Origin of the sequence: Gilliamella apicola, assembly GCF_000599985.1 — a bacterium.
Taxonomy (GTDB): domain Bacteria; phylum Pseudomonadota; class Gammaproteobacteria; order Enterobacterales; family Orbaceae; genus Gilliamella; species Gilliamella apicola.
In genome coordinates this window covers 2,488,001-2,508,975 of the sequence record NZ_CP007445.1, presented here as the reverse complement: position 1 = coordinate 2,508,975, position 20,975 = coordinate 2,488,001, and the positions used below count along the sequence as shown (strand labels likewise).

The following is a 20,975-nucleotide window of genomic DNA, read 5'->3' as shown; positions in this document are numbered from 1 at the left end:
TGAGTGGAGCAATGGTAAAATTTATAAAAATTAACAATGAAGATAATGTCGCTGTGGCATTATCTGATATAGAAGCACATGAAGATAATATTATAATCGATGGAAACGCCATCGATTTACCACAAGCGATCAAACAAGGGCATAAATTTGCCCTTAAAGATATTGAGGCTAATGAAAATATTATTAAATATGGTTTACCAATAGGGCATGCCACTTGTTTAATTAAAACAGGTGAGCATATTCATTCACACAATTTAAAAACCAATCTAAATGATATTAATAATTATAAGTATCAATCTAATTTATCCAAAAATCAGTCGCTGCATGAAATAGCTGATAAACCAGTCAACATTTATCGCCGAAAAAACGGTGAAGTTGGTATCCGTAATGAACTTTGGATTATACCAACGGTAACGTGTATTAATGGTATTGCGCAGCAAATTGTTAAACAGTTTTGTGATGAACTCAATAATCAATTAGAAATTGATGGCATTACCGTACTTGAACATCCTTATGGTTGTTCACAACTTGGACAAGATCATAAAAACACCAAAATAATATTACAAGATCTTGTTAAACACCCTAATGCGGGGGCTGTATTAGTTATTGGACTTGGATGTGAAAATAATCAAATCTCAGAATTTAAAGCCGATCTTGGTGATTATGATGAGTCGCGTGTTAGATTCCTTATTGCTCAACAAGAAGCCGATGAAGTTGCTTGTGCATTGACGCTGCTAAGAGAACTTTATGCCATTATGAAGCAAGACAAACGCGAAGTAGGGCGGTTAAGCGAATTAAAATTTGGTTTAGAGTGTGGCGGATCAGATGGTTTTTCAGGGATAACCGCCAATCCGATGCTAGGGCTGTTTTCAGATTATGTCATTGCCCATGGAGGAACCAGTGTTCTTACTGAAGTACCTGAAATGTTCGGTGCAGAAAATATTTTGATGTCTCACTGCGTTGATGAGCCTACTTTCGATAAAACCGTGCTTATGATCAACGATTTTAAACAGTATTTCATCTCAAACAATCAGCCTATTTATGAAAATCCGTCTCCAGGTAACAAAGCAGGTGGAATCACAACTTTAGAAGAAAAATCCCTCGGTTGTACGCAAAAAGCTGGCGGAAGTGAAGTGGTTGATGTCTTAAAATATGGTGAAAGGCTAACAAAGCATGGACTCAATTTACTCAGTGCGCCTGGTAATGATGCCGTGGCTACAGGGGCTTTATCAGCAGCAGGATGTCATATGGTGTTATTTACTACAGGTCGCGGAACTCCTTATGGTGGAATCGTACCAACGGTGAAAATTGCGACTAATACACAATTAGCAGACAAAAAAGTAAATTGGATTGACTTTAATGCTGGCAAACTCATTGAGGGTACTTCTATGCAACAGTTATTAATTGAATTTATTGACTATATCGTACTGGTTGCTAATGGTCAGCAAACACGCAATGAGATAAATAATTTCAGAAATCTAGCGATATTAAAAAGTGGTGTAACTCTTTAAAACTATCCATTCAAGGCTAAAATTAACCAGCCTACTTATCCAAATAACAATGCGAACGGTAATCTATAATGGGCAACGGTTCGCACTAAAATGCAAAAGGAAGCAACAATGACAATGGTATCTGTTAAAGATTTTGGTGCAATAGGTAATGGTAAAACACTTAATACAGTTGCTTTTGCCAATGCAATACAACATATAGAACAACAAGGTGGTGGAACGCTTATCGTTCCGGTTGGAACTTATCTAACAGGCGCAATCAAGCTTTGCAGTAATTTAACTTTAGTTATTGAACAGAATGCGACTTTATTATTTTCAGATAATGAACAAGATTACCCAATCGTGCATTCACGTTGGGAGGGGGTAAAACAAGATGTCTATATGCCTTGTATTTACGGTCAACATCTTGAAAATGTCATTATCACCGGTGGCGGTAAAATTGATGGCAATGGTGCTAAATGGTGGCATACTTTCCGTCATAATCGTGATGCCCTAAAGTATCCAAGACCTTACTTAATCGGTTTTGATTTTTGCCAACGTATAACTATTGAAAAAGTCTTTTTAACCCAGTCTCCAAGTTGGACAGTCCACCCAATGGAGTCAAATAATGTAGTGATTGATAATATATCGATTTTAAATCCAGCAGATTCACCTAATACCGATGGTATTAATCCTGAATCTTGCCGTAATGTCAGAATTTCAAATTGCTATATTGATGTGGGTGATGATTGCATCGCAATTAAAGCGGGTACTGAGGAAACAGCAGATAAAAGCCCTTGCGAAAATATTTTAATTACTAACTGTAACATGATTCATGGTCATGGCGCGGTAGTATTGGGTAGTGAAATGAGTGGTAGTATTCGTAATGTCACTATTACTAACTGTGTATTTCAAAAAACAGATCGAGGTGTGAGATTCAAAACACGTCGAGGTCGCGGTGGTACCATTTCAGATATTACTTTTAGTAATATTGTTATGGATGAAGTACTATCAGCCTTTGTAATGAACTATTACTATTACTGCGGACCAAAAGGTAACGATCCAATTGTTTGGAATAAAGATCTGATGCCAATAAATGAAGCAACGCCAGCCTGCCATAATATTAGTTTTTCAAACATTATCGCCAAAAATGTACGAGCCTATGCTGGTTTTTTATATGGTATTCCTGAATCGCCAATTGCCAATATTTCGTTTGATAATATTCGAATATCAATGCAAATTAATGCCAAGGCAGGTGAAGTTGATATGTTCAAAGGTGTTAAACCAGAGGTTGGTAAAGGATTTTTTATCGAAAATACCCAAAGTGTTTTGTTTAATAACGTTATTGTTGATAACGTTGTAAGTGAACCGCTTTGTGTTAAAAATAGTATTGACGTTTATGTTAATCAGTCATTTGTGAAGCAGGATGGCAAATTAATTAAATTGAAAGTTTGAGCACATTATAGATGATCTTCTAAATTCTATTTGAAAGAAGGTTGATTTTTGGTAAATAACCGCTACAAAAGCGGTTATTTTTTCTATTGATTAGATCTATTCAGTAACGCCATTTTTGAAAATTGTTAAATCACGAAATTCATTAATTTCGTTACATGTTTGTTTTCCATTCGTTATATCAACAATTAAATTAATGAATTGTTCAAGTAATTGATCCATTTTTATTTCATTGACTAATTGACCTGCATCAAAGTCTATCCAATGTTTTTTTCTTTGTGCAAGTGCTGAATTTGTCGATATTTTAACTGTAGGAACTATTCCTCCATAAGGTGTACCTCTACCTGTAGAAAATAACACCATATGACAACCTGAAGCTGCTAAAGCACCTGTCGCAACAGCATCATTGCCCGGAGCAGATAACAAATTAAGTCCTGATTTTTCAAGCATGTCACCATATTCTAAAACGTCTATAACTTTACTCATTCCAGCTTTTTGTGTGCAACCTAAAGATTTATCTTCAAGTGTTGTTATTCCACCAACTTTATTCCCTGGAGAAGGATTTTCATAAATTGGTTGGTTATATGACATGAAATATCGTTTGAAATTATTAATCATGCTCACTGTTTTTTCAAAAACTGATGAGTCAACACAATGAGACATTAATATCGTTTCTGCACCAAACATTTCAGGTACTTCTGTGAGTACGCTGGTACCTCCATGAGAAATAACATAATCTGAAAATTTTCCTAATAAAGGATTAGCTGTGATACCAGATAAACCATCTGAACCACCGCATTCAAGTCCAAATTTGAGTTCACTTAACTTACCTATTTCGCGTTTATCTGATTTCATTGTTTGGTATAGTTCATGCAAGTAACTTACACCTTGTTGAATTTCATCTTCAACTTCTTGAGCAATCATGAATTTTACTCGGCTATTATTATATTCACCAAGACTCTCTTTGAAAGCATTTAGTTGGTTATTTTCACAACCTAAACCGATCACCAAAATACCGCCGGCATTTGGATGTTTAACCATGTTTTGTAATATTTTTTTAGTTGCTTGATGGTCGGGACCTAACTGAGAACAGCCATAAGGATGAGAAAGTAAATGAATACCATCAAAAAATGATGGGTTTTGTAAAATATCTTGTTCAATTTCGGACAAAAATTGTTTTCGTATCTGATTGGCAATACCATTTACGCAACCTACAGTTGGAATAATCCATAATTCGTTCCTAATTCCGACATCATGGTTTTCTCTCCGATATATTTTAACTTCTCTGTCAGGTAATGAAGTTGTAATTATTTCATCAACTGGTTGATATTGATATTGATTAAGTTCGGCAAGATTTGTTTTTATATTAAATGTGTGAACATGTTCTCCTGCTTGAATGATTTGTGTTGCATGCCCTATTGGAAAACCATATTTAATAATGTTTTCACCTATTTTTATTGGTTTAATAGCTACTTTATGTCCAAAAGGTATATTTTGTAATATTGTAATTTCGTTATGATTCTTTGAGTCTTGGTAGATTACTTTATCGCCCGGATACAATTCTTCTAATGCAATAATAACATTATCATTATTATTAATTTTAATTGTTTTTTTCATTATTTCTTCCTTTAAATATTCATTTCCATTACTGTTTATTATTAAGTAACGGAAATGATTAAAAGAGTATTTAATTTATTTTTATTACAGATTTTAATCGGTTACTTGGATCATCTCTCATTTCTTTGAAAGCATTTTCAGAATTATCTAACTCATAAATATCAGTAATGATTTTTTTGACATCACATTTTCCTGAACTGACTAAATCTATTAATTCCACGAAATCTTTTTTCAATGCGTTACGAGAGCCAAAAATATCTAATTCTTTTGTCTGAATTTGAGTAAAGGCAAAGTCTAATTTTTGTTTGCTTACTCCAACTAAGCCGACTCTACCTCGATATGCGGCAGCATCAATACAATTTTGGAATGTTTGAGGTAATCCTACACATTCAATGCAAACATCAAACCCGTCTCCATTAGTGATTGATTTAACACGTTCTTCAAAATTTTCCTTATCTGTTCTGATAATTCCTTTTGCGCCAAGCGATAACGCTTTATCTAATCTTGATTGCATTACATCACTAACATATACATCAGCCCCTTTTAATACTGCTGCCATTACTGCAAATAATCCAATAGGCCCAGCACCAACAACTAATACTCTATCACCTTGTTTAACCGATGTTCTTTGAATTGAGTGATAACTAATACAGAATGGTTCAATCATTGATAATGTTAGTGCATCTAAGCCTTTACCATCATAAATACGTTCAATTGGCATGCTATAATATTGTCGAAAAATACCATCACGTTGTGCTCCAAGTGTCTGATTGTTAGTACAACAGTTAACAAATCCTCTTCGACATGAATAACATTTTCCACAATTAAAATAAGGGTTTGCTGTAACAATCATACCTGGTTTTATACCATAATCATTTTCTTCAACTTCAACTACTTCCGCTGAAAATTCATGTCCAGGAATTCTAGGGTAGCTAGCATAAAGGAATGTTCCTTTATAAGTTCCCATATCAGAACCGCAAATTCCACCATATAGTACTTTTAGAATGGCTTCTCCTTTTTGTAATACAGGTTTATCCATTTCCTTTACTTCAACCTTACCTGGTTCAGGAATTTCAATATATTTCATTTTAGTCATTTTTTTTGTTCCTATAATTTAATTTTGTGGGATAAAATTTTTGATATCGCTTGATAGAATCTTTTCAAGATATTCAGTTACTAAGTCTGTTAACCCATCAATTTCATTTAGATTGTGATCCCAATGTTCACTTAGTCCTAAAATATTAGTAACAAGTGTTTTTATGTCATTTTTATAGAGAGGTTGCCATTGTTTAAATTTATCTAGTAAATGAGCATCATCAGTTAATTCAATAGGTTGACCTTGATATTCCCCTTGATAAAAGGCAATAAGCGCAGCTAATGAAAATGAGATATAAGTTGGTGGTTTTTTGAATTTTTGACTATATGTCAATAATTGTGGTAATAAACGAGTTTTAAATTTTGTTAATGAATTTAATGAAATGGACATTAATTCATGTTTTATGAATGGATTTTTAAATCTTTTTAAGACTTCGTCAGCAAATTTTTCTAACTCTTCTTTATTTAATGATAGTGTAGGTATGACTTCTTTGTTAAGTAAATTTTTAATGAACGTTTCAATTTGAGGATCGTTCATACTTTCACCTACAGATCTAAAACCAGAAAGATAGGCAACAGGTACCATGGCTGTATGAGCACCATTTAAAATTCCAACTTTTCTGTCTTTATATGGTTTTATATCTTCAACAACTATTATATTGAGATCTACTTGATCTAACTTTAATTTTTGTTTTAACCAATTTGGACCTTGAATCACAAACAAGTGAAAATATTCACCTGTATCTAAAAAACGATCCTGATAGCCGAGGTTATTTTCAATTTGAAGCGCTTCGTCTTTTGGATAACCGGTTACTATACGATCGACCAATGTTGAACAAAAAGTATTATGTTCATTTATCCATGTGACAAAATCATCATTTAGTTTCCATAATTGTGCATACTTAAGAACTAATTCTTTTAACTTATCTCCATTATAATCAATAAGTTCACATGGAATTATAATTAACCCTTTGCTTTCCTCACCTTTAAAAAATTGGAAACGGTGATATAAAAAAGAAGTTAATTTAGCTGGAAATGAAGATGGCGGTGTGTCACTTATTTTATCGTTACTATTAAACGATATACCCGCTTCAGTAGTGTTTGAAAATATAAATTCTAATTCAGGATTTTCAGCAGATTTTAAAAATTGTTGGTATTCTTTATAAATTAATATTTCTTTGTTAATACTATAAATGATTCTTGGGGTGGCTATTGTTTCACCTTGCTCGTTAATACCTCGGATAATTGTGGTATAAAGACCGTCTTGTTCATTGATAGATGGTTGATGTGTGTCTATTGGTCTTATAATCGTAACACCACTATTAAAATCAGTTTTCTCGTTAAGAATATCTATAATCCAATCAACAAAAGCTCTTAAAAAATTACCTTCGCCAAATTGAATGATTTTTTCGGGATAAACAGGTCCAGGGAAATTAGTTCGATTTAATTGTTTATTCATATAATGTTCTCTTTATCTAGTTTGTTGGTAGATAAAGAGAACTATAAAAGATGATAAATAATGCGATGTTTTTTTTTAATGGTTTCGTGTTGAAGATATAATTTTTTTGTTTTTTATCTGTTTTTTATTGATGATGTTCTTCCAATTGATTCCTGCATTGATTTTTTTGCTGTGTTTAAATGTCGACATAATGCTGTTGTAGCAGCCTGCTCATTTTTTTGTAGAATTGCCGTTAATACCGCAATATGTTCAGATACAGCGATACTATTTCGTTGCTTTAAATCACTACTATCCCATTGATAATGAAAATGAAATATGACGGATATTAAATCAAAAAATTGCATAAAAAAAGGGTTGTTATTACAAGATAAAATTAGTTCATGAAAATCTCGATCAAGATTTGAGAATAGCGTATATTCATGTTGTATATTTGTTTGGAGTTTTTTATGCCGTTCTAATAACTCTTTAGCTTTAATCCAATTGATATGATCATCCGGTTGAGCCATAAATGTTTTAAGGGCAAATACTTCTAATATACAACGAAATTCATATAGTTTTTCAGCATAGTCATTAGCGAATGTTTCTAATTTCCATTCGCCTTTCTTTACATTATTAATTAGTCCATAATGTAGAAATCGTAATAGAAATTCACGAACCACAAATGGGCTAACATTTGTATCTTTAGCTAATTGAATTTCATTAAAATAATCTCCAGGGAGTATTTTTTTACTATTGATTAAATGGTAAAAATAGCTCTCAAATTTTTTATCTTGAATATCCCTTTTTTCAAATACACAAGCAATTTTATCATCTGAAGTTGGTTGTCTTAGTTGACGATATTCTCCTTCCTCAAATACTAAAATTCCGACTTGACATAAATAATCTAATACAGCTCTAATTGTCGTGCGACTTACATTGAAGGCATCGGCAAGAATTGATATAGAAGGAAGTGGAAAAGATAATATTTTATTATTAATGCAATCAATAAATTGATTAATTGTATTTTGTCTTAACGTTTGACTTCTGCCCATATTACGTTTCTCAATAATTTTATTATAAAAAGTTGAGTTTATGAAAATTCTACCAAATATTTTTGGTAGAAATTTCAAACATAATGGTTGATTTTTATATGTTATTACATAGATTGATTGGCTGTTATTGGCTTAATATCTTTTAATAATAATAAATATACAAGTGCTCCTATTGCACAAGCACATCCAGAAACAACTAAAGCGTACATAAATGAACCTGTTGCCCCAATAATGTAACCTGTTACAATCGGCCCTAAAATACCACCGCAATTTGATACTGTATTTTGAATTCCACCTAAAACTGATGTCATGTTTCTTGGCGCAATATCTCCAGGTAAACACCAGATTGCTGAACCAGCAAAGGCTAATCCAACATAAGATATACAAAGTAATGCCATCATAATTGTTATAGAATCTACTAATCCAGCAAGCGAAATTGAAGTCGCAATTAGCATACCACAAACTAAATTTACTTTTCTGGCAACATTAATATTGTTTGTTTTTATATAAATAAAATCAGTTAACCATCCGCCAACCCATTGTCCAATTATTCCGCATAGAGGAGGTAACATAGCTAGAAAGCCCATTTCTGTAAGACTTAAACCTCTTTCTTTCATTAAATAAGTAGGAAACCAAGTAATGAAAAAATATACAGCATAATTAAGCATGAAGAATCCAATACACATAGCAACTACATTACGGTATTTTAATAACTGATACCATTTCATTGGTTGTATTTTGTCTATTCCTTCTTTTTTTACTTGTCCATCTCGAATATATTTAAGTTCAGCTGCACTTATATGTGGGTGTTGTTCAGGATCTTGATAGACACATAACCACCAAACAACCCAAATTAGCCCTAATCCTCCGCAAATAAAAAATGCAGCATGCCATCCCCAAGACGCAATGATCCAAACAACAAGTGGCATTGCAAAGGCGGTTCCAAATCTTGAACCACTATCAAATAATGAAGTTACACGTCCTCTTTCTCTATCAGGAAACCATTTTGCAGTAATACCACCATTACAAGGGTATGCTGCGGCTTCACCAACGCCCATAAATACTCGAGCAAAAATAAAACCAACAGGTGATGTAGCTAATGCAGTTGCTCCAGTTGCTAATGACCACCATGTTACTGAACCTGCTAAAGTTTTTCTCTGTCCAAATTTATCAGCCAGAAAGCCAGCAGGTATTTGGCAACAAGCATAACTTAAGAAAAATGCTGACATTATCCACCCCATCGCTTCTGGTGAAATATCCAAATCTGTAGCAATAATTGGTGCAGCAGCAGACATTACAGTTCTATCTAAATAGTTAATTATTATGGCAAATAGCATAAGTATTGCTATATGAAATCTTACACGACTATTCTGTTTAGGCATAAAAAAACCTCTTTTTACAAATGATTAAATGATATATTCGTTAAATTATCATTATTAATAATTGAACTAATAAGGGGTATCTTCGAATAAGTAATTTCTTTAATAATGATTACTTTGATATTAAAAAATAATTTTATTTAGATGAGGAATTATTTCTTTGATTGTGGTAGGGATAATATTTTTCTGTTCTTTATCTGTTTTTTATAATTATTACTGTGTTAACAAATTATATTTTTTAAGTTGAATAAAATAATTTTGAAGTTGATCACATTTATCTAATAAAGGCGTTAAAGCTAAATTTTTAGCTATTCATACTCAAATGCGTACTTAACTCTTTATAGGATAAATTATGACTACTGCATTTTATAAAAAACCAACTTATTGGTTTGCCTCGTTTTATAGCATTATGTATTACGCAGCGGGAAGTTTTGTTTTTTCTTTTTATGCGATATGGCTAAGTAAGGAGATAGGCTTAAGCGCAAAACAGACCGGCATTATTTATTCGTTTAACTACTTTATTTCGTTAATCATTATGATTATGTATGGTATTTATCAAGATAAATTAGTGTTAAAAAAACACCTCGTCTGGTTTCAAAGTATTATTATTACTTGCGCTGCTCCAGCATTAATTTATGTGTATGAACCACTATTGCGCCATAATTTTTATCTTGGTGTGATTTTCGGTAGTTTCTTTTTAGGATTTGGTTGGATTGCTGGCATGGGGTTAATTGATTCCTACTGCGAAAAAATCAGCCGGGCGTTTGGTTTTGAGTTTGGCCAGTGTCGAACATGGGGATGTATTGCTTATGCTGTCGGTACCTTTATTGCGGGTATTTTGATTAGTATTAATCCTCACCTTAATTTTTGGGTAGCATCGGGTGTTGGTGTTTGTTTCATGATTCTTAACCTCAACTTCAAGCCTGATTTAAGCAAATCAACCGAAGCCGTGTTCCAAAAAAAGGATAAACTTAGTTTTAATGAGATCCTCTCTGTTTTTACCCTTAAAAAATTCTGGATATTTGTTATCTATGTGCTCGGAACTTACAGCCTTTATAATATTTATGATCAACAGTTATTCCCTGTTTATTTCACACAACAATTTGAAGATGTCAATGATGGATATCGCTTGTATGGTATTTTAAATTCATTCCAAGTCTTTTTAGAAGCTGCAGTTATGTTTTGTGTACCATTTGTGGTGAATCGTGTCGGTGCAAAAAACGCATTGATTTTTGCCGCATTTGTTTCGGCTTCTCGTATCTTCTTAACGGGTCATGTAAGCAGCATTGCAATTATCTCAGTAATTAAACTTATGCACTGCTTAGAAATTTCAACCATTTTGGTTTCAGTGTTCAAATATATTGATAATAACTTTAATGCTCGATTATCTGCGACTGTTTTTTTAATTGGTTATCAAGTTGCAGGTTCAGTAGGGGTCATTTTATTTTCAACTTTAGTTGGTGATTTTTATGATAAAGCAGGTGCAGCAACAACATTTAATAATCTTGGTTTAGTTGTATTAGGCTTTATGATTTTTGCCATCTTCTTCTTAAGTCGTGATAGAAAAAGTGTCAATATCGAAGATAAGCCAGAAGTTAAATAAATTAAAGCTGTTTTCAATTTTCATTAATAGAATTTAATAACGTTAGTAAGGATTCACAATGAACATATATAATTCTGTAACACAATTTCACTTCGAACAAACTCGAACCATTTCGCCAGAAAATATGACCGGTGAAAAAGGTAAATCTTGTATGAAAGGTAGCGCATTAGGTCCAAGCCGTAAAGGACAAGGTTGTATTTCGATTCCAGCAGGTGAAACGGTAACAATTGCTGAGATCACAGGTCCCGCCGAAATTCGTCATATGTGGTTTACCTTAACCGACAGAACACATCGCGGTAGTTTTGTACTTCGTGATGTAGTGATTCGAATTTATTGGGATGATGAAAAAGTTCCTTCTGTTGAAAGTCCAATTGGTGATTTTTTCTGTAATGGTTTTGGGGCTAGGTGTGATATTAATTCAGTGCCAATTGTTGTTAATCCAACAGGTGGTTTTAATAGCTATTTTAGAATGCCATTTAATAAAAAAGCGCGCATTGAAATTCAAAATGAGCATGAAGCTGATTTACAACATTTCTTCTTTACTATTAATTATGCCATTATGCCAAAACCGTTTGAAGCACCGCTTTATTTCCATGCACAATGGCGTAGACAGCGCGTCACTAATTATGCACAAGACTATGTAATATTAGACAATGTTGAAGGTCATGGCTATTATGTTGGTACTTACTTAGCATTGACCGCTCTTGAGCGCTATTGGTGGGGGGAAGGTGAGTTTAAATTCTATCTAGATGGTGATAGCGATTATCCAACTCAGCATTCAACTGGCTCAGAAGACTATTTTGGTGGCGCATGGGCATTTCATAACCGCGATAGTCAAGGTCGGCCAAAAGCGAAATGTTTCCAAACATTGTTTATGGGGTATCCGTATCAAACCAATCGTGATGCAACGCGTGACTTTTTCCAAACTGGAGATTCTAACCCAGTACACGGTTTTGGTGATGATAGCTTACCAATGCATGGCTTATATCGTTGGCATTTACCAGATCCAATTGCGTTCCATAAAAATATCAAACTTGCTTTTCAACAAATTGGTAATGATGATATAAGATTATATGAACGTTGCGATGATATTGCCAGTGTTGCTTATTGGTATCAAAGCCCATCGGAAAACCATAATCCGGTATTCCCGAATAAACAACAACGTACACCACGATAATTAAGAGAGTAGTAAATGGCGAGTAATAAATTAAAAATTAATGATATTGCTCGTTTGGCTGGCGTGTCGGCAACGACCGTCAGTCATATCTTTAATAAACGAGACAAAAAATATCGTATTTCACCGCAGACGCGACAACGGGTATTAGCCATTGCTCAGCAATACAGTGATCAATCACATATTCGCCAATATTTAATAAAAGCCAACAGTACCAATACGGTAGGCGTTATTGTTCCGGATATGTCGAATTCTTTTTTTTCAATGTTTTTACATCATTTAGAGGCATCATTTAGGCAAAAAAATATTCAATTATTAATTACTTGTAGTCATTATAATAAAGAGGTCGAAGTTAATGTCGCCCAAAATTTAGTTGAGCGCAAAGTTGATGCAATGATTGTAGTGACATCTTTAGACAGTGATGATTTTTATGTGAGTATTAACCAACATACTCCAGTGCTGTTTTTTGATCGTTATCTTAAAGATACCTCCTTACCTTTTATCACAAGTGAATCATTGGATTCGGTTGCTGAATTAATTCAACCTTATGCCAAACAATTAGATGAATTTTATTTTATTGGTTGTGACACGCAACTCACATCGATTGATGCAAGGCTTAAAGGATTTAAACAAGGTCTTAATAATGCCGGTTTAGCTGTTAATCCAGAATGGTTAGTGAGTGATGACTATTGTCCAAATAAAGGATACGAATTGCTTAAAAATCTACATAATAAATTAGGGCGCTTACCAAAAGCGATTTTTACACCGTCAGGAAATCTATTACAAGAAGTGCTTAGTTATTTAGTTGAGATAAAGCTAGATCCGAAAGAGATTTGTATATGCTCTTATGACTACAACATTTATTTAGATTACTCTTATTATCCAATTGATGCAATTGCGCAGGATTTTCAAAGTATGGCACATGTTTGTGTGGATGTGATCGATGATTTACTTAACTTTAAGGAGTTAAAAAACAATGAAATTTTTATCAAACCACAAATAATACGCCATCATTAGATTGATCATTACGTGAAGGATTAATTACACAATGATTAACGATTAGCGTTTTTCATAATACGGGCTTTATCAACCTGCCATTGACGCTCTTTGATATCAGTGCGTTTGTCGTACTCTTTTTTACCTTTAGCAACACCAATTTTTACTTTTGCCCAAGCATTTTTCCAATATAAAGAAAGAGCAACGACGGTATAACCTTGGCGATTGATTTGACCAAATAATGAGTTGAGTTCACGCTCATTTAATAATAATTTTCGATTGCGCATAGGTTCACATACCACATGTGTTGACGCAACATTCAGTGGCGTAATTGTTGCACCAAATAACCATGCTTCACCGTTTTTAAATAATACATAACTATCACTTATATTGGCTTTACCTGCACGCAATGATTTTACTTCCCAGCCTTGCAGGGATAATCCTGCCTCAATTTCCTGTTCAATAAAGTACTCATGGCGTGCGCGTTTATTTAATGCTATAGTTGCCGAACCCGGCTTGTGTGATTTTTTCTTAGTCATAATGTGCGATATTATATAGTTACGTGATACTATATGCCACTAATTTTAAATTTTTTTATTTTATTATTATGGCACATGTTTTTCACGAGGTTATCGAGCCTTATTCAATTGAGCAAATGTTTGCTTTGGTCAATGATATTACTCTCTATCCAGAATTTGTACCCGATTGTATAGCAACCGGCATCATCAGGAAACAAGATAATTTAATGGCGGCATTTATTGAAGTTGAAAAATTAGGTTTTAAGAAATCTTTTACGACATTAAACAAAATTAATCAGCCTCATTCTATAGAAATGAGTTTGTTAGACGGCCCGTTTAAATACCTATCGGGAAAATGGCAATTTACTTCATTAGAAGAAAACAAAAGTAAAATTAGTTTTGAGTTGAATTTTGAATTTAAAAATAAGTTACTTGATATTGCTTTCACTCCAGTATTTAAAGAGGTGATGTCTAATATGGTTAATGCATTTTCACAAAGAGCAAGGCAGATTTATTAAGATGAATAGTATTCAAATTGTTTATGCGCTACCTAATAATCCAACAATAATTAATTGTGATGTTGATGAGCAAACGAATGTCTTGCAAGCAATCACAAAATCCAATATCTTATCGATATGTCAGATAAAATTAGATGAACACTTGATTGGTATTTATGGCAAACGTTGTGATCTTAATGATTTAGTGAAAAATGGCGATCGTATCGAAATCTATCGTCCATTAATTAATGATCCTAAAGAAATAAGACGAAAAAGAGCAGCAAAAAAATAATTTATTAAGGCAAAGGAAACATAATGCATAATCTGCTAATTGAAAAAATTGAAACTTTATGCAAGAAGCGTGGCATTAAATTGACAACACAGCGTCGAACTGTGTTAGACATCATGTTGAAAGCAAATAAGGCAATGAGTGCATATGATCTTTTAGATTTGCTTAAAGTCAGTGAACCACAAGCAAAGCCGCCAACAATTTATCGTGCTTTAGAGTTTTTGCTTGAACAAGGTTTTATCCATAAAGTTGAATCGTCTAATAGCTTTATTATTTGTCCGCATTTTCATGATCCAGAGCATATTTCAATACTGTTTATTTGTGACAAGTGTCAACAGATTATTGAAAAACATTCACAAGATATCGAAACACAACTTAAGCAATTAGCGCTACAAAGTGACTTTTTAATAAAACATAGTGTGCTTGAAATCCATGGAATTTGTCAGCCATGTCAGCCTTAATTATTACTCTTTGGTTAGTAAATCTATTTTGTGATACTGTCGGACAAATTGCTTTTAAATATGCTGCAATAACTTCAAAACATCAACAAGGCTTACACTATTGGCAAAAATTATTTGGTAATTTTTGGCTCTGGTTAGGGTTTGGCACTTATTTTGTTGGCTTTATTTTTTGGCTGGCGTTTTTGAGTGAAGTTCCATTATCGCAAGGTATTTTATTAGGATCGTTTAATATCATTACGGTTATGGTTGCTGGACGAATTTTATTCAAAGAACATCTAACAGCATTTCGTCTTATTGGTATATTTTTTATTACTTTCGGCGTGATATTAGTAGGACTTACCTAATGAAAAAATTTTACATTATCGGTTTTATCTTATTGTTATTTTTTGATACGTTTGGTCAAACTAATTTCAAATTAACCGCATTATCAGCTTTACCATTCGAAATTAGTTTTGATTGGTTAATCCGTATTTTTAGTCATGGTTGGGCTTATTTAGTCATCTTAGGCTATACTGGCGCATTTATGACTTGGATGGTTTTATTAAAAAAAGCGCCAGTAGGGCCAGCGTTTGCTGCTTCACATCTACAAGTAGTGACTGTTATGTTAGTCTCGGTAATTGTGTTTAATGAGCAAGTGACATTAACTCGGTTACTTGGTGGGCTATGTATTATTATTGGTATTGTATTTTTAGCTTTAGCTGAACAAAAATTACAATGCAAAAAATAGGTTTTTATACTGAAACGTATGCATTACCTCAAACTTTTTGACAAAAATTTTTCTTATTTGCTTTTAAGATTAATTATTGACTCGATCTATTTATTATTAGGAATCAATAACGTTAATAGAAATATTGATTCCTTTTTTAATTATAGAGTTAGACAAAGTTTGGTTTAATATTATCTTTCTCTCGTTCCATTACAACTAAGTAAGCTTCTCTACGCCAAAATAGAAACAAACGGCGTATATCTTTTTCCATAGTAACCACTCGCCAACCTTGAGCTGCATGGTTATTTAAAAAAGTAGAAAATTTTAAAGGATCGGCGTTAGCTGCACCTAAAAGTAATGATGATAATGCACCTTCTTGATAAAGCACTACTTGATATTCTTTCATATAGTTAATCCTTAACTCCCTCTATAAAAAAGTAATTTTTTTGATGAATGTTAAAAAACAGACAGGAATTATACCTTTTTTAGCCTGTTAAACAACTAGTTACACTTATAGTAGCTAAAAATAACTAATTTAACCCAACTTTTGTAAAAAAGTTTGAGGTAATGTATACGTTTCAGTATAAAAATTATAATTTAAATGAATATTAAAATAATAGTCAACGCTTATAACACCACTAAGCAAAAGTTGATAAGTAAATTACAGAGTTACAATAATTTAAAGGTTAACTTTAATGTGACGAAAAAGCTCCCTAGCTTTAAAAAACATTTCAAAGCTATCTAAAGCCATCAGACAAATGAATTAAATCTGTTTATCTAAATTTTTAAGCATTTCGATAATCGGTCTATTGGCATCAGGAAATTCATCTGCATTGAGATCTTCTTGATCAACCCAACGGCTAGGTTGACCTTCTTTAGCAAATGGTACACCATCCCATTCTTCAACAAGATAAGCATGAATGGTAATATCACGATCATCATAACTATGTCTAAAAATATTTAAAAATTGGGCTTGATGAATTTGGATATCAACTTCTTCAGCTATTTCACGTTGCAAGGTTTGAAATGGAGTTTCGCCAACTTCAATCTTGCCACCTGGAAATTCCCAGAAACCAGCAAGATGTGAGTCTTCACCGCGTTGAGTTATAAAGATTTGACAATCTTGTGAACGGATAATACCTACAGCAATTTCAGTATGTTTTTTCATAATCCTGTCTATTTGTTATTAAAAGCAGGGAAAGTTGGTACTTTCCCTAGTAATTTTAGTACCGAGTTTAATCGGTTATTTAATATCAATATTGCTTGATGATACTAAATTTTTTCCTTAGTGAACAGCACCATGGCAATGTTTATATTTTTTACCTGAACCACAAGGACATGGGTCATTACGTCCCACTTTAGCTTGGTTTCTTACTATTGGTTGTGATGAAGTACCTGCTGATTGTTCTTTACTTTCACTGCCCATATTTGTTACCTCTTCATGGTTGGCTTGTTGTTTTGCCATTAATTTTTCCATTTCGGCTAGACGTTGACGTTCAGCTTCATCGACTTCTTCTTGAGAACGAATCTGAACACGACTTAATATCCCTATTACATCATATTTTAATGCTTCTAGCATTCTAGCAAACATATTAAATGATTCACGTTTATATTCTTGTTTTGGATCTTTTTGTGCATAGCCACGTAAATGAATACCTTGACGTAAATAATCCATCGCCGCTAGATGTTCTTTCCATAAAGTGTCAAGCGTTTGTAACATGACGCTTTTTTCAAATTGTCTAAATGCTTCAGAACCAGCAGTATTTTCTTTTGCAATATAGGTATCTTGAGCTATTTTTAAAATACGTTCACGTAATGTTTCTTCATGAAGATTTTGTTCTTCATCTAGCCATTTAGTAATAGGTAAATCTAAATCAAAATCGCTTTTAAGTGCTGTTTCAAGACCTTTGACATCCCACATCTCTTCAATAGATTGTGGTGGAATATATTGATCAATTACAGTATTAAAGACGTCACCACGGATTGAATCAATCGTTTCTTTAATATCTGAGTTATCAAGTAATTCATTACGTTGGCGATAAATTGCTTTACGTTGATCGTTCGCAACATCATCGTATTCAAGTAACTGTTTACGAATATCAAAGTTTCGGCTTTCAACTTTCTTTTGAGCATTAGCAATGGCTTTAGTTACCCATGGATGCTCAATGGCTTCGCCTTCTTGCATACCAAGTTTACGCATCATGTTACCTACACGATCAGAAGCAAAAATTCGCATTAATGGATCTTCCAGTGATAGGTAAAAGCGTGATGCACCAGGGTCACCTTGACGACCAGCACGCCCACGAAGTTGGTTATCTATTCGACGTGATTCATGACGTTCGGTACCTAAAATATAAAGTCCTCCAAGTGCAATCACTTCTTCGTGTTTTGCTTGCCATGCTTGTTTGGCTTTTTCGATATCTTCAGGAGTAGGCGCTTCAAGTTTTGCTATCTCGCTTTGCCAATTACCACCAAGCATAATATCAGTACCTCGGCCAGCCATATTTGTTGCAATGGTTACTGCACCTTTACTACCTGCTTGAGCGATTATTTCCGCTTCTTGAGCATGGAATTTCGCATTGAGTACGTTATGCTTGATACCTGCTTTTTTAAATGCGGATGAAACTAATTCAGATTTTTCAATTGAGGCTGTACCAACTAAAACGGGTTGTCCACGTTCTACACAAGCTTGTACATCGGTTACAATCGCATTGATCTTCTCTTTTTCTGTCATATAAACAAGATCGGGTTTATCTTTACGTACCATTGGGCGATTAGTTGGGATAACAATGGTATCTAAGCCATAAATCTGATTGAATTCAAATGCTTCTGTATCTGCAGTCCCTGTCATTCCCGCTAATTTTTCGTACAAGCGGAAATAGTTTTGGAAAGTAATTGATGCTAATGTTTGGTTTTCATTTTGGATTTTTACATGCTCTTTAGCTTCAACGGCTTGATGCAAACCATCAGACCAACGTCGCCCATCCATTGTACGACCAGTATGTTCATCGACAATAATAATTTCATTATCTCTAACTATGTAATCAACATCTTTATGGAATAGGTGATGAGCACGTAATGCTGCATTAACATGATGCATTAGTACAATATTATTTGGCGCATAAAGTGATTCATCACCTTTCATAATTCCATTTTTAATAAGTAACTCTTCAACTTTCACTAATCCACGTTCAGTCAAATTGACTTGGCGAGATTTTTCATCGATAGAAAAGTCACCATCACCCTGAAATTGATCGGAATCTTCTTTTTCTTGTTGAATTAGATATGGAATAATTTTATCAATACTAACATATCGGTCGGAACTATCTTCAGCTTGTCCCGAAATGATAAGAGGTGTTCTTGCTTCATCAATTAAAATCGAGTCAACTTCATCGACTAAAGCATAATGCAATGGGCGTTGTACGCGAGAATCTTTAGTAAATACCATATTGTCGCGCAGGTAATCAAAGCCATACTCATTATTGGTACCATAAGTAATATCGGCATTGTAAGCTTCACGTTTCATATGCGGTGGCATATTAGGTAGGTTGATACCAACAGATAATCCTAAAAATTCGAATAATGGACGATTATTTTCAGCATCGCGCTGTGCTAAGTAATCATTTACTGTCACAACATGTACGCCTTTACCTGTTAATGCATTTAAATAAGCAGGTAAGGTCGCGGTTAAAGTTTTACCTTCACCAGTACGCATTTCAGCAATGCAACGTTCATTTAATACCATACCACCAATAAGTTGTACGTCAAAATGGCGCATGCCAAACACACGTTTACTTGCCTCGCGCACAACAGCAAAGGCTTCTTCTAAAATATCATCTAACTTAGCACCTTCAGCGATTTTTTGTTTAAATTCTGTGGTTTTAGCTTTTAGTTCTGCATCGGTTAATGCTTCAATTTGCGGTTCTAGTGCATTAATTCTTTCAACGCGTTTACGCATCATTTTTAAAACGCGTTCATTTCGACTACCAAATACTTTAGTTAATAGTTTTAATAACATGATTTTTCTCTTGTTCTTTTTAATAGAAATAGTAAGGCTTATGCCTCTATAAAAATTTAATTCAATTGAGCGATAAGCTCATTAAGCGGTAGTATTAGGTCCAGCTCTTATACCATTATTAGGTGATAATCGAATAATTGGATTTGGACTAACATCACGGTAATTTAATGATGTAATTGACCTATAACATTGCGGTTTTTGTGATAAGGCTAATGTTTGTGATTTTGTTGTTATTGGTGTTTGGTGATCTTGTACAATTAGGGTAATGGCAATAATGCCAACTTGAGACGTTGACGATTGTGCAGGTAAAGCGTTTTCTTGATATAATCCAAACCCAGCAGCAATCACACCTAATAATAAGTGCGATAAAGCGGTATTAATAATCAAGCGTTTGCTGATATTTTGCCAATAATAGATTATGTTCATTTCGGCAGTATATTAGCATTTTTTGTCAAAATCAAAAACAATTATTACAACAAGTTAAGCGATTATTGTAGGCAATGTAATGATAAGCAAATAAAGTTAATAAGCTCTATTATGAATGAGAGGTAATTAGTATAAATAAAGTAATATTTAACGAGGAATAGTATAAAATCCACCCATCAAAGAACTTATGATAAGTGGATTTAAATTGATCGAATCTTACGTTACTCTAAACTTGCATGGCGATGAGCCATATCATCATTACTATCTTTTTGATTATCACTCATAGTAAGAATAACAGTATCAAAGATAATAAGTAACATCTGCTCAAAAAGGCTACCAAGTGGTTGTTGACTTACTTGTGATTGTAAATATTTAGTACCCGATTGTAGTATAATGTCAGGTGATTGGATTTTGGCAAGAGTTGAATTAGGTGATGCGCAGATGATAGCAAGATCAATACCTTGTTTGAGTGCTGATTTAGCCATTAAATTAACACTTTCGGTTTCACCTGAGGCAGATGCTACTATTAAAAGATCTCCTTTTTGTACTGACGGCGTAGTAGTTTCACCAACCACAAAAGAATTTAATCCAAGTTGCATTAGCCGCATTGCAAAAGCCTTTAACATAAGACCTGAACGTCCTGTACCATGGACAAAAATACGGTTATGCTGTTTTATTTTCTGGATTAAATTTGTGATATTTTGATCAGTTAATGTTTGGACAGAATGATTTAGTTCATTAATAATTAGTTGTGATTGCATTTTGCT

The 20,975-nt window shown here is 33.5% G+C and carries 21 protein-coding genes; 10 read left to right on the top strand and 11 right to left on the bottom strand.

The genetic code is table 11. From position 1 onward, the window contains the following. Nucleotides 1–11 precede the first annotated feature (11 nt). Together GAPWK_RS11290 and GAPWK_RS11285 are read left to right on the top strand one after the other, a co-directional pair. Nucleotides 12–1,511 (top strand): UxaA family hydrolase, encoded by a 1,500-nt coding sequence (locus GAPWK_RS11290; RefSeq protein WP_025316335.1) that lies wholly within the window; start codon nucleotides 12–14, stop codon nucleotides 1,509–1,511. 114 nt (nucleotides 1,512–1,625) lie between these two features. Then, on the top strand, nucleotides 1,626–2,942 hold the full coding sequence (locus GAPWK_RS11285; RefSeq protein WP_086271795.1) for a glycoside hydrolase family 28 protein: 1,317 nt from the start codon (nucleotides 1,626–1,628) through the stop codon (nucleotides 2,940–2,942). Nucleotides 2,943–3,038: 96 nt separating this feature from the next. On the opposite strand, the gene GAPWK_RS11280 is transcribed toward GAPWK_RS11285, so the two are convergent. The 5 genes from GAPWK_RS11280 to GAPWK_RS11260 form a co-directional block, all read right to left on the bottom strand. Continuing rightward, on the bottom strand, nucleotides 3,039–4,556 hold the full coding sequence (locus GAPWK_RS11280; RefSeq protein WP_025316333.1) for a UxaA family hydrolase: 1,518 nt from the start codon (nucleotides 4,554–4,556) through the stop codon (nucleotides 3,039–3,041). Between the two features lie 70 nt (nucleotides 4,557–4,626). Continuing rightward, nucleotides 4,627–5,643, bottom strand: a complete 1,017-nt coding sequence (locus tag GAPWK_RS11275; protein ID WP_025316332.1) for a zinc-binding alcohol dehydrogenase family protein — start codon at nucleotides 5,641–5,643, stop codon at nucleotides 4,627–4,629. A 27-nt stretch (nucleotides 5,644–5,670) separates the two neighbouring features. Continuing rightward, entirely contained in the window at nucleotides 5,671–7,110 is a 1,440-nt protein-coding gene (locus GAPWK_RS11270) for a tagaturonate reductase (RefSeq protein WP_025316331.1), read from the bottom strand. A gap of 113 nt (nucleotides 7,111–7,223) precedes the next feature. Then, nucleotides 7,224–8,141, bottom strand: coding sequence for a GntR family transcriptional regulator (locus GAPWK_RS11265; protein WP_025316330.1), 918 nt, complete (start codon nucleotides 8,139–8,141; stop codon nucleotides 7,224–7,226). A 104-nt stretch (nucleotides 8,142–8,245) separates the two neighbouring features. Then, nucleotides 8,246–9,523, bottom strand: a complete 1,278-nt coding sequence (locus tag GAPWK_RS11260) for an MFS transporter (protein ID WP_025316329.1) — start codon at nucleotides 9,521–9,523, stop codon at nucleotides 8,246–8,248. A 349-nt stretch (nucleotides 9,524–9,872) separates the two neighbouring features. Here GAPWK_RS11260 and GAPWK_RS11255 point away from each other — a divergent pair, with 349 nt between their 5' ends. The 3 genes from GAPWK_RS11255 to GAPWK_RS11245 are packed head-to-tail and all read left to right on the top strand — an operon-like array spanning nucleotide 9,873 to nucleotide 13,314. After that, nucleotides 9,873–11,123: an oligosaccharide MFS transporter gene (locus tag GAPWK_RS11255; RefSeq protein ID WP_025316328.1), complete on the top strand. Its 1,251-nt coding sequence runs from the start codon at nucleotides 9,873–9,875 to the stop codon at nucleotides 11,121–11,123. Nucleotides 11,124–11,181: 58 nt separating this feature from the next. Then, nucleotides 11,182–12,300 (top strand): glycoside hydrolase family 172 protein, encoded by a 1,119-nt coding sequence (locus GAPWK_RS11250; RefSeq protein WP_025316327.1) that lies wholly within the window; start codon nucleotides 11,182–11,184, stop codon nucleotides 12,298–12,300. Between the two features lie 15 nt (nucleotides 12,301–12,315). Continuing rightward, nucleotides 12,316–13,314: a substrate-binding domain-containing protein gene (locus GAPWK_RS11245; RefSeq protein WP_025316326.1), complete on the top strand. Its 999-nt coding sequence runs from the start codon at nucleotides 12,316–12,318 to the stop codon at nucleotides 13,312–13,314. A 35-nt stretch (nucleotides 13,315–13,349) separates the two neighbouring features. Here the strand turns inward: GAPWK_RS11245 and smpB are convergent, their stop codons facing one another. Then, entirely contained in the window at nucleotides 13,350–13,832 is a 483-nt protein-coding gene (smpB, locus tag GAPWK_RS11240; protein ID WP_025316325.1) for an SsrA-binding protein SmpB, read from the bottom strand. 68 nt (nucleotides 13,833–13,900) lie between these two features. On the opposite strand from smpB, the gene GAPWK_RS11235 reads away from it, so the two are divergent. Genes GAPWK_RS11235 through GAPWK_RS11215 form a run of 5 tightly spaced genes read left to right on the top strand, consistent with a single transcriptional unit; the run spans nucleotide 13,901 to nucleotide 15,785 of the window. Then, nucleotides 13,901–14,329, top strand: a complete 429-nt coding sequence (locus GAPWK_RS11235; RefSeq protein ID WP_025316324.1) for a type II toxin-antitoxin system RatA family toxin — start codon at nucleotides 13,901–13,903, stop codon at nucleotides 14,327–14,329. A 1-nt stretch (nucleotide 14,330) separates the two neighbouring features. After that, a complete protein-coding gene (locus GAPWK_RS11230) occupies nucleotides 14,331–14,600 on the top strand; it encodes an RnfH family protein (RefSeq protein ID WP_038517504.1) in 270 nt (89 codons plus the stop codon). 23 nt (nucleotides 14,601–14,623) lie between these two features. Next, a complete protein-coding gene (gene zur, locus GAPWK_RS11225) occupies nucleotides 14,624–15,058 on the top strand; it encodes a zinc uptake transcriptional repressor Zur (protein WP_025316323.1) in 435 nt (144 codons plus the stop codon). Next, complete coding sequence (locus GAPWK_RS11220) at nucleotides 15,046–15,402, top strand: EamA family transporter (protein ID WP_025316322.1); 357 nt, start codon at nucleotides 15,046–15,048, stop codon at nucleotides 15,400–15,402. The genes zur and GAPWK_RS11220 overlap by 13 nt, the downstream gene beginning before the upstream one ends. After that, a complete protein-coding gene (locus tag GAPWK_RS11215) occupies nucleotides 15,402–15,785 on the top strand; it encodes a DMT family transporter (RefSeq protein WP_025316321.1) in 384 nt (127 codons plus the stop codon). Before GAPWK_RS11220 ends, GAPWK_RS11215 begins: the two co-directional genes overlap by 1 nt. 148 nt (nucleotides 15,786–15,933) lie before the next feature. On the opposite strand, the gene GAPWK_RS11210 is transcribed toward GAPWK_RS11215, so the two are convergent. From GAPWK_RS11210 to hxlB, 5 genes are all read right to left on the bottom strand, one after another. After that, nucleotides 15,934–16,170 carry a DUF4177 domain-containing protein gene (locus tag GAPWK_RS11210; protein WP_025316320.1) on the bottom strand — a complete coding sequence of 79 codons (237 nt, stop codon included), beginning with the start codon at nucleotides 16,168–16,170 and terminating at the stop codon, nucleotides 15,934–15,936. 357 nt (nucleotides 16,171–16,527) lie between these two features. Then, a complete protein-coding gene (gene mutT / locus GAPWK_RS11205) occupies nucleotides 16,528–16,932 on the bottom strand; it encodes an 8-oxo-dGTP diphosphatase MutT (RefSeq protein WP_025316319.1) in 405 nt (134 codons plus the stop codon). A 117-nt stretch (nucleotides 16,933–17,049) separates the two neighbouring features. Continuing rightward, nucleotides 17,050–19,782, bottom strand: coding sequence for a preprotein translocase subunit SecA (gene secA, locus GAPWK_RS11200; protein WP_025316318.1), 2,733 nt, complete (start codon nucleotides 19,780–19,782; stop codon nucleotides 17,050–17,052). A gap of 81 nt (nucleotides 19,783–19,863) precedes the next feature. Beyond that, a complete protein-coding gene (locus GAPWK_RS11195; protein ID WP_025316317.1) occupies nucleotides 19,864–20,208 on the bottom strand; it encodes a hypothetical protein in 345 nt (114 codons plus the stop codon). Between the two features lie 221 nt (nucleotides 20,209–20,429). Beyond that, on the bottom strand, nucleotides 20,430–20,969 hold the full coding sequence (gene hxlB / locus GAPWK_RS11190) for a 6-phospho-3-hexuloisomerase (RefSeq protein WP_025316316.1): 540 nt from the start codon (nucleotides 20,967–20,969) through the stop codon (nucleotides 20,430–20,432). Nucleotides 20,970–20,975: the final 6 nt, after the last annotated feature.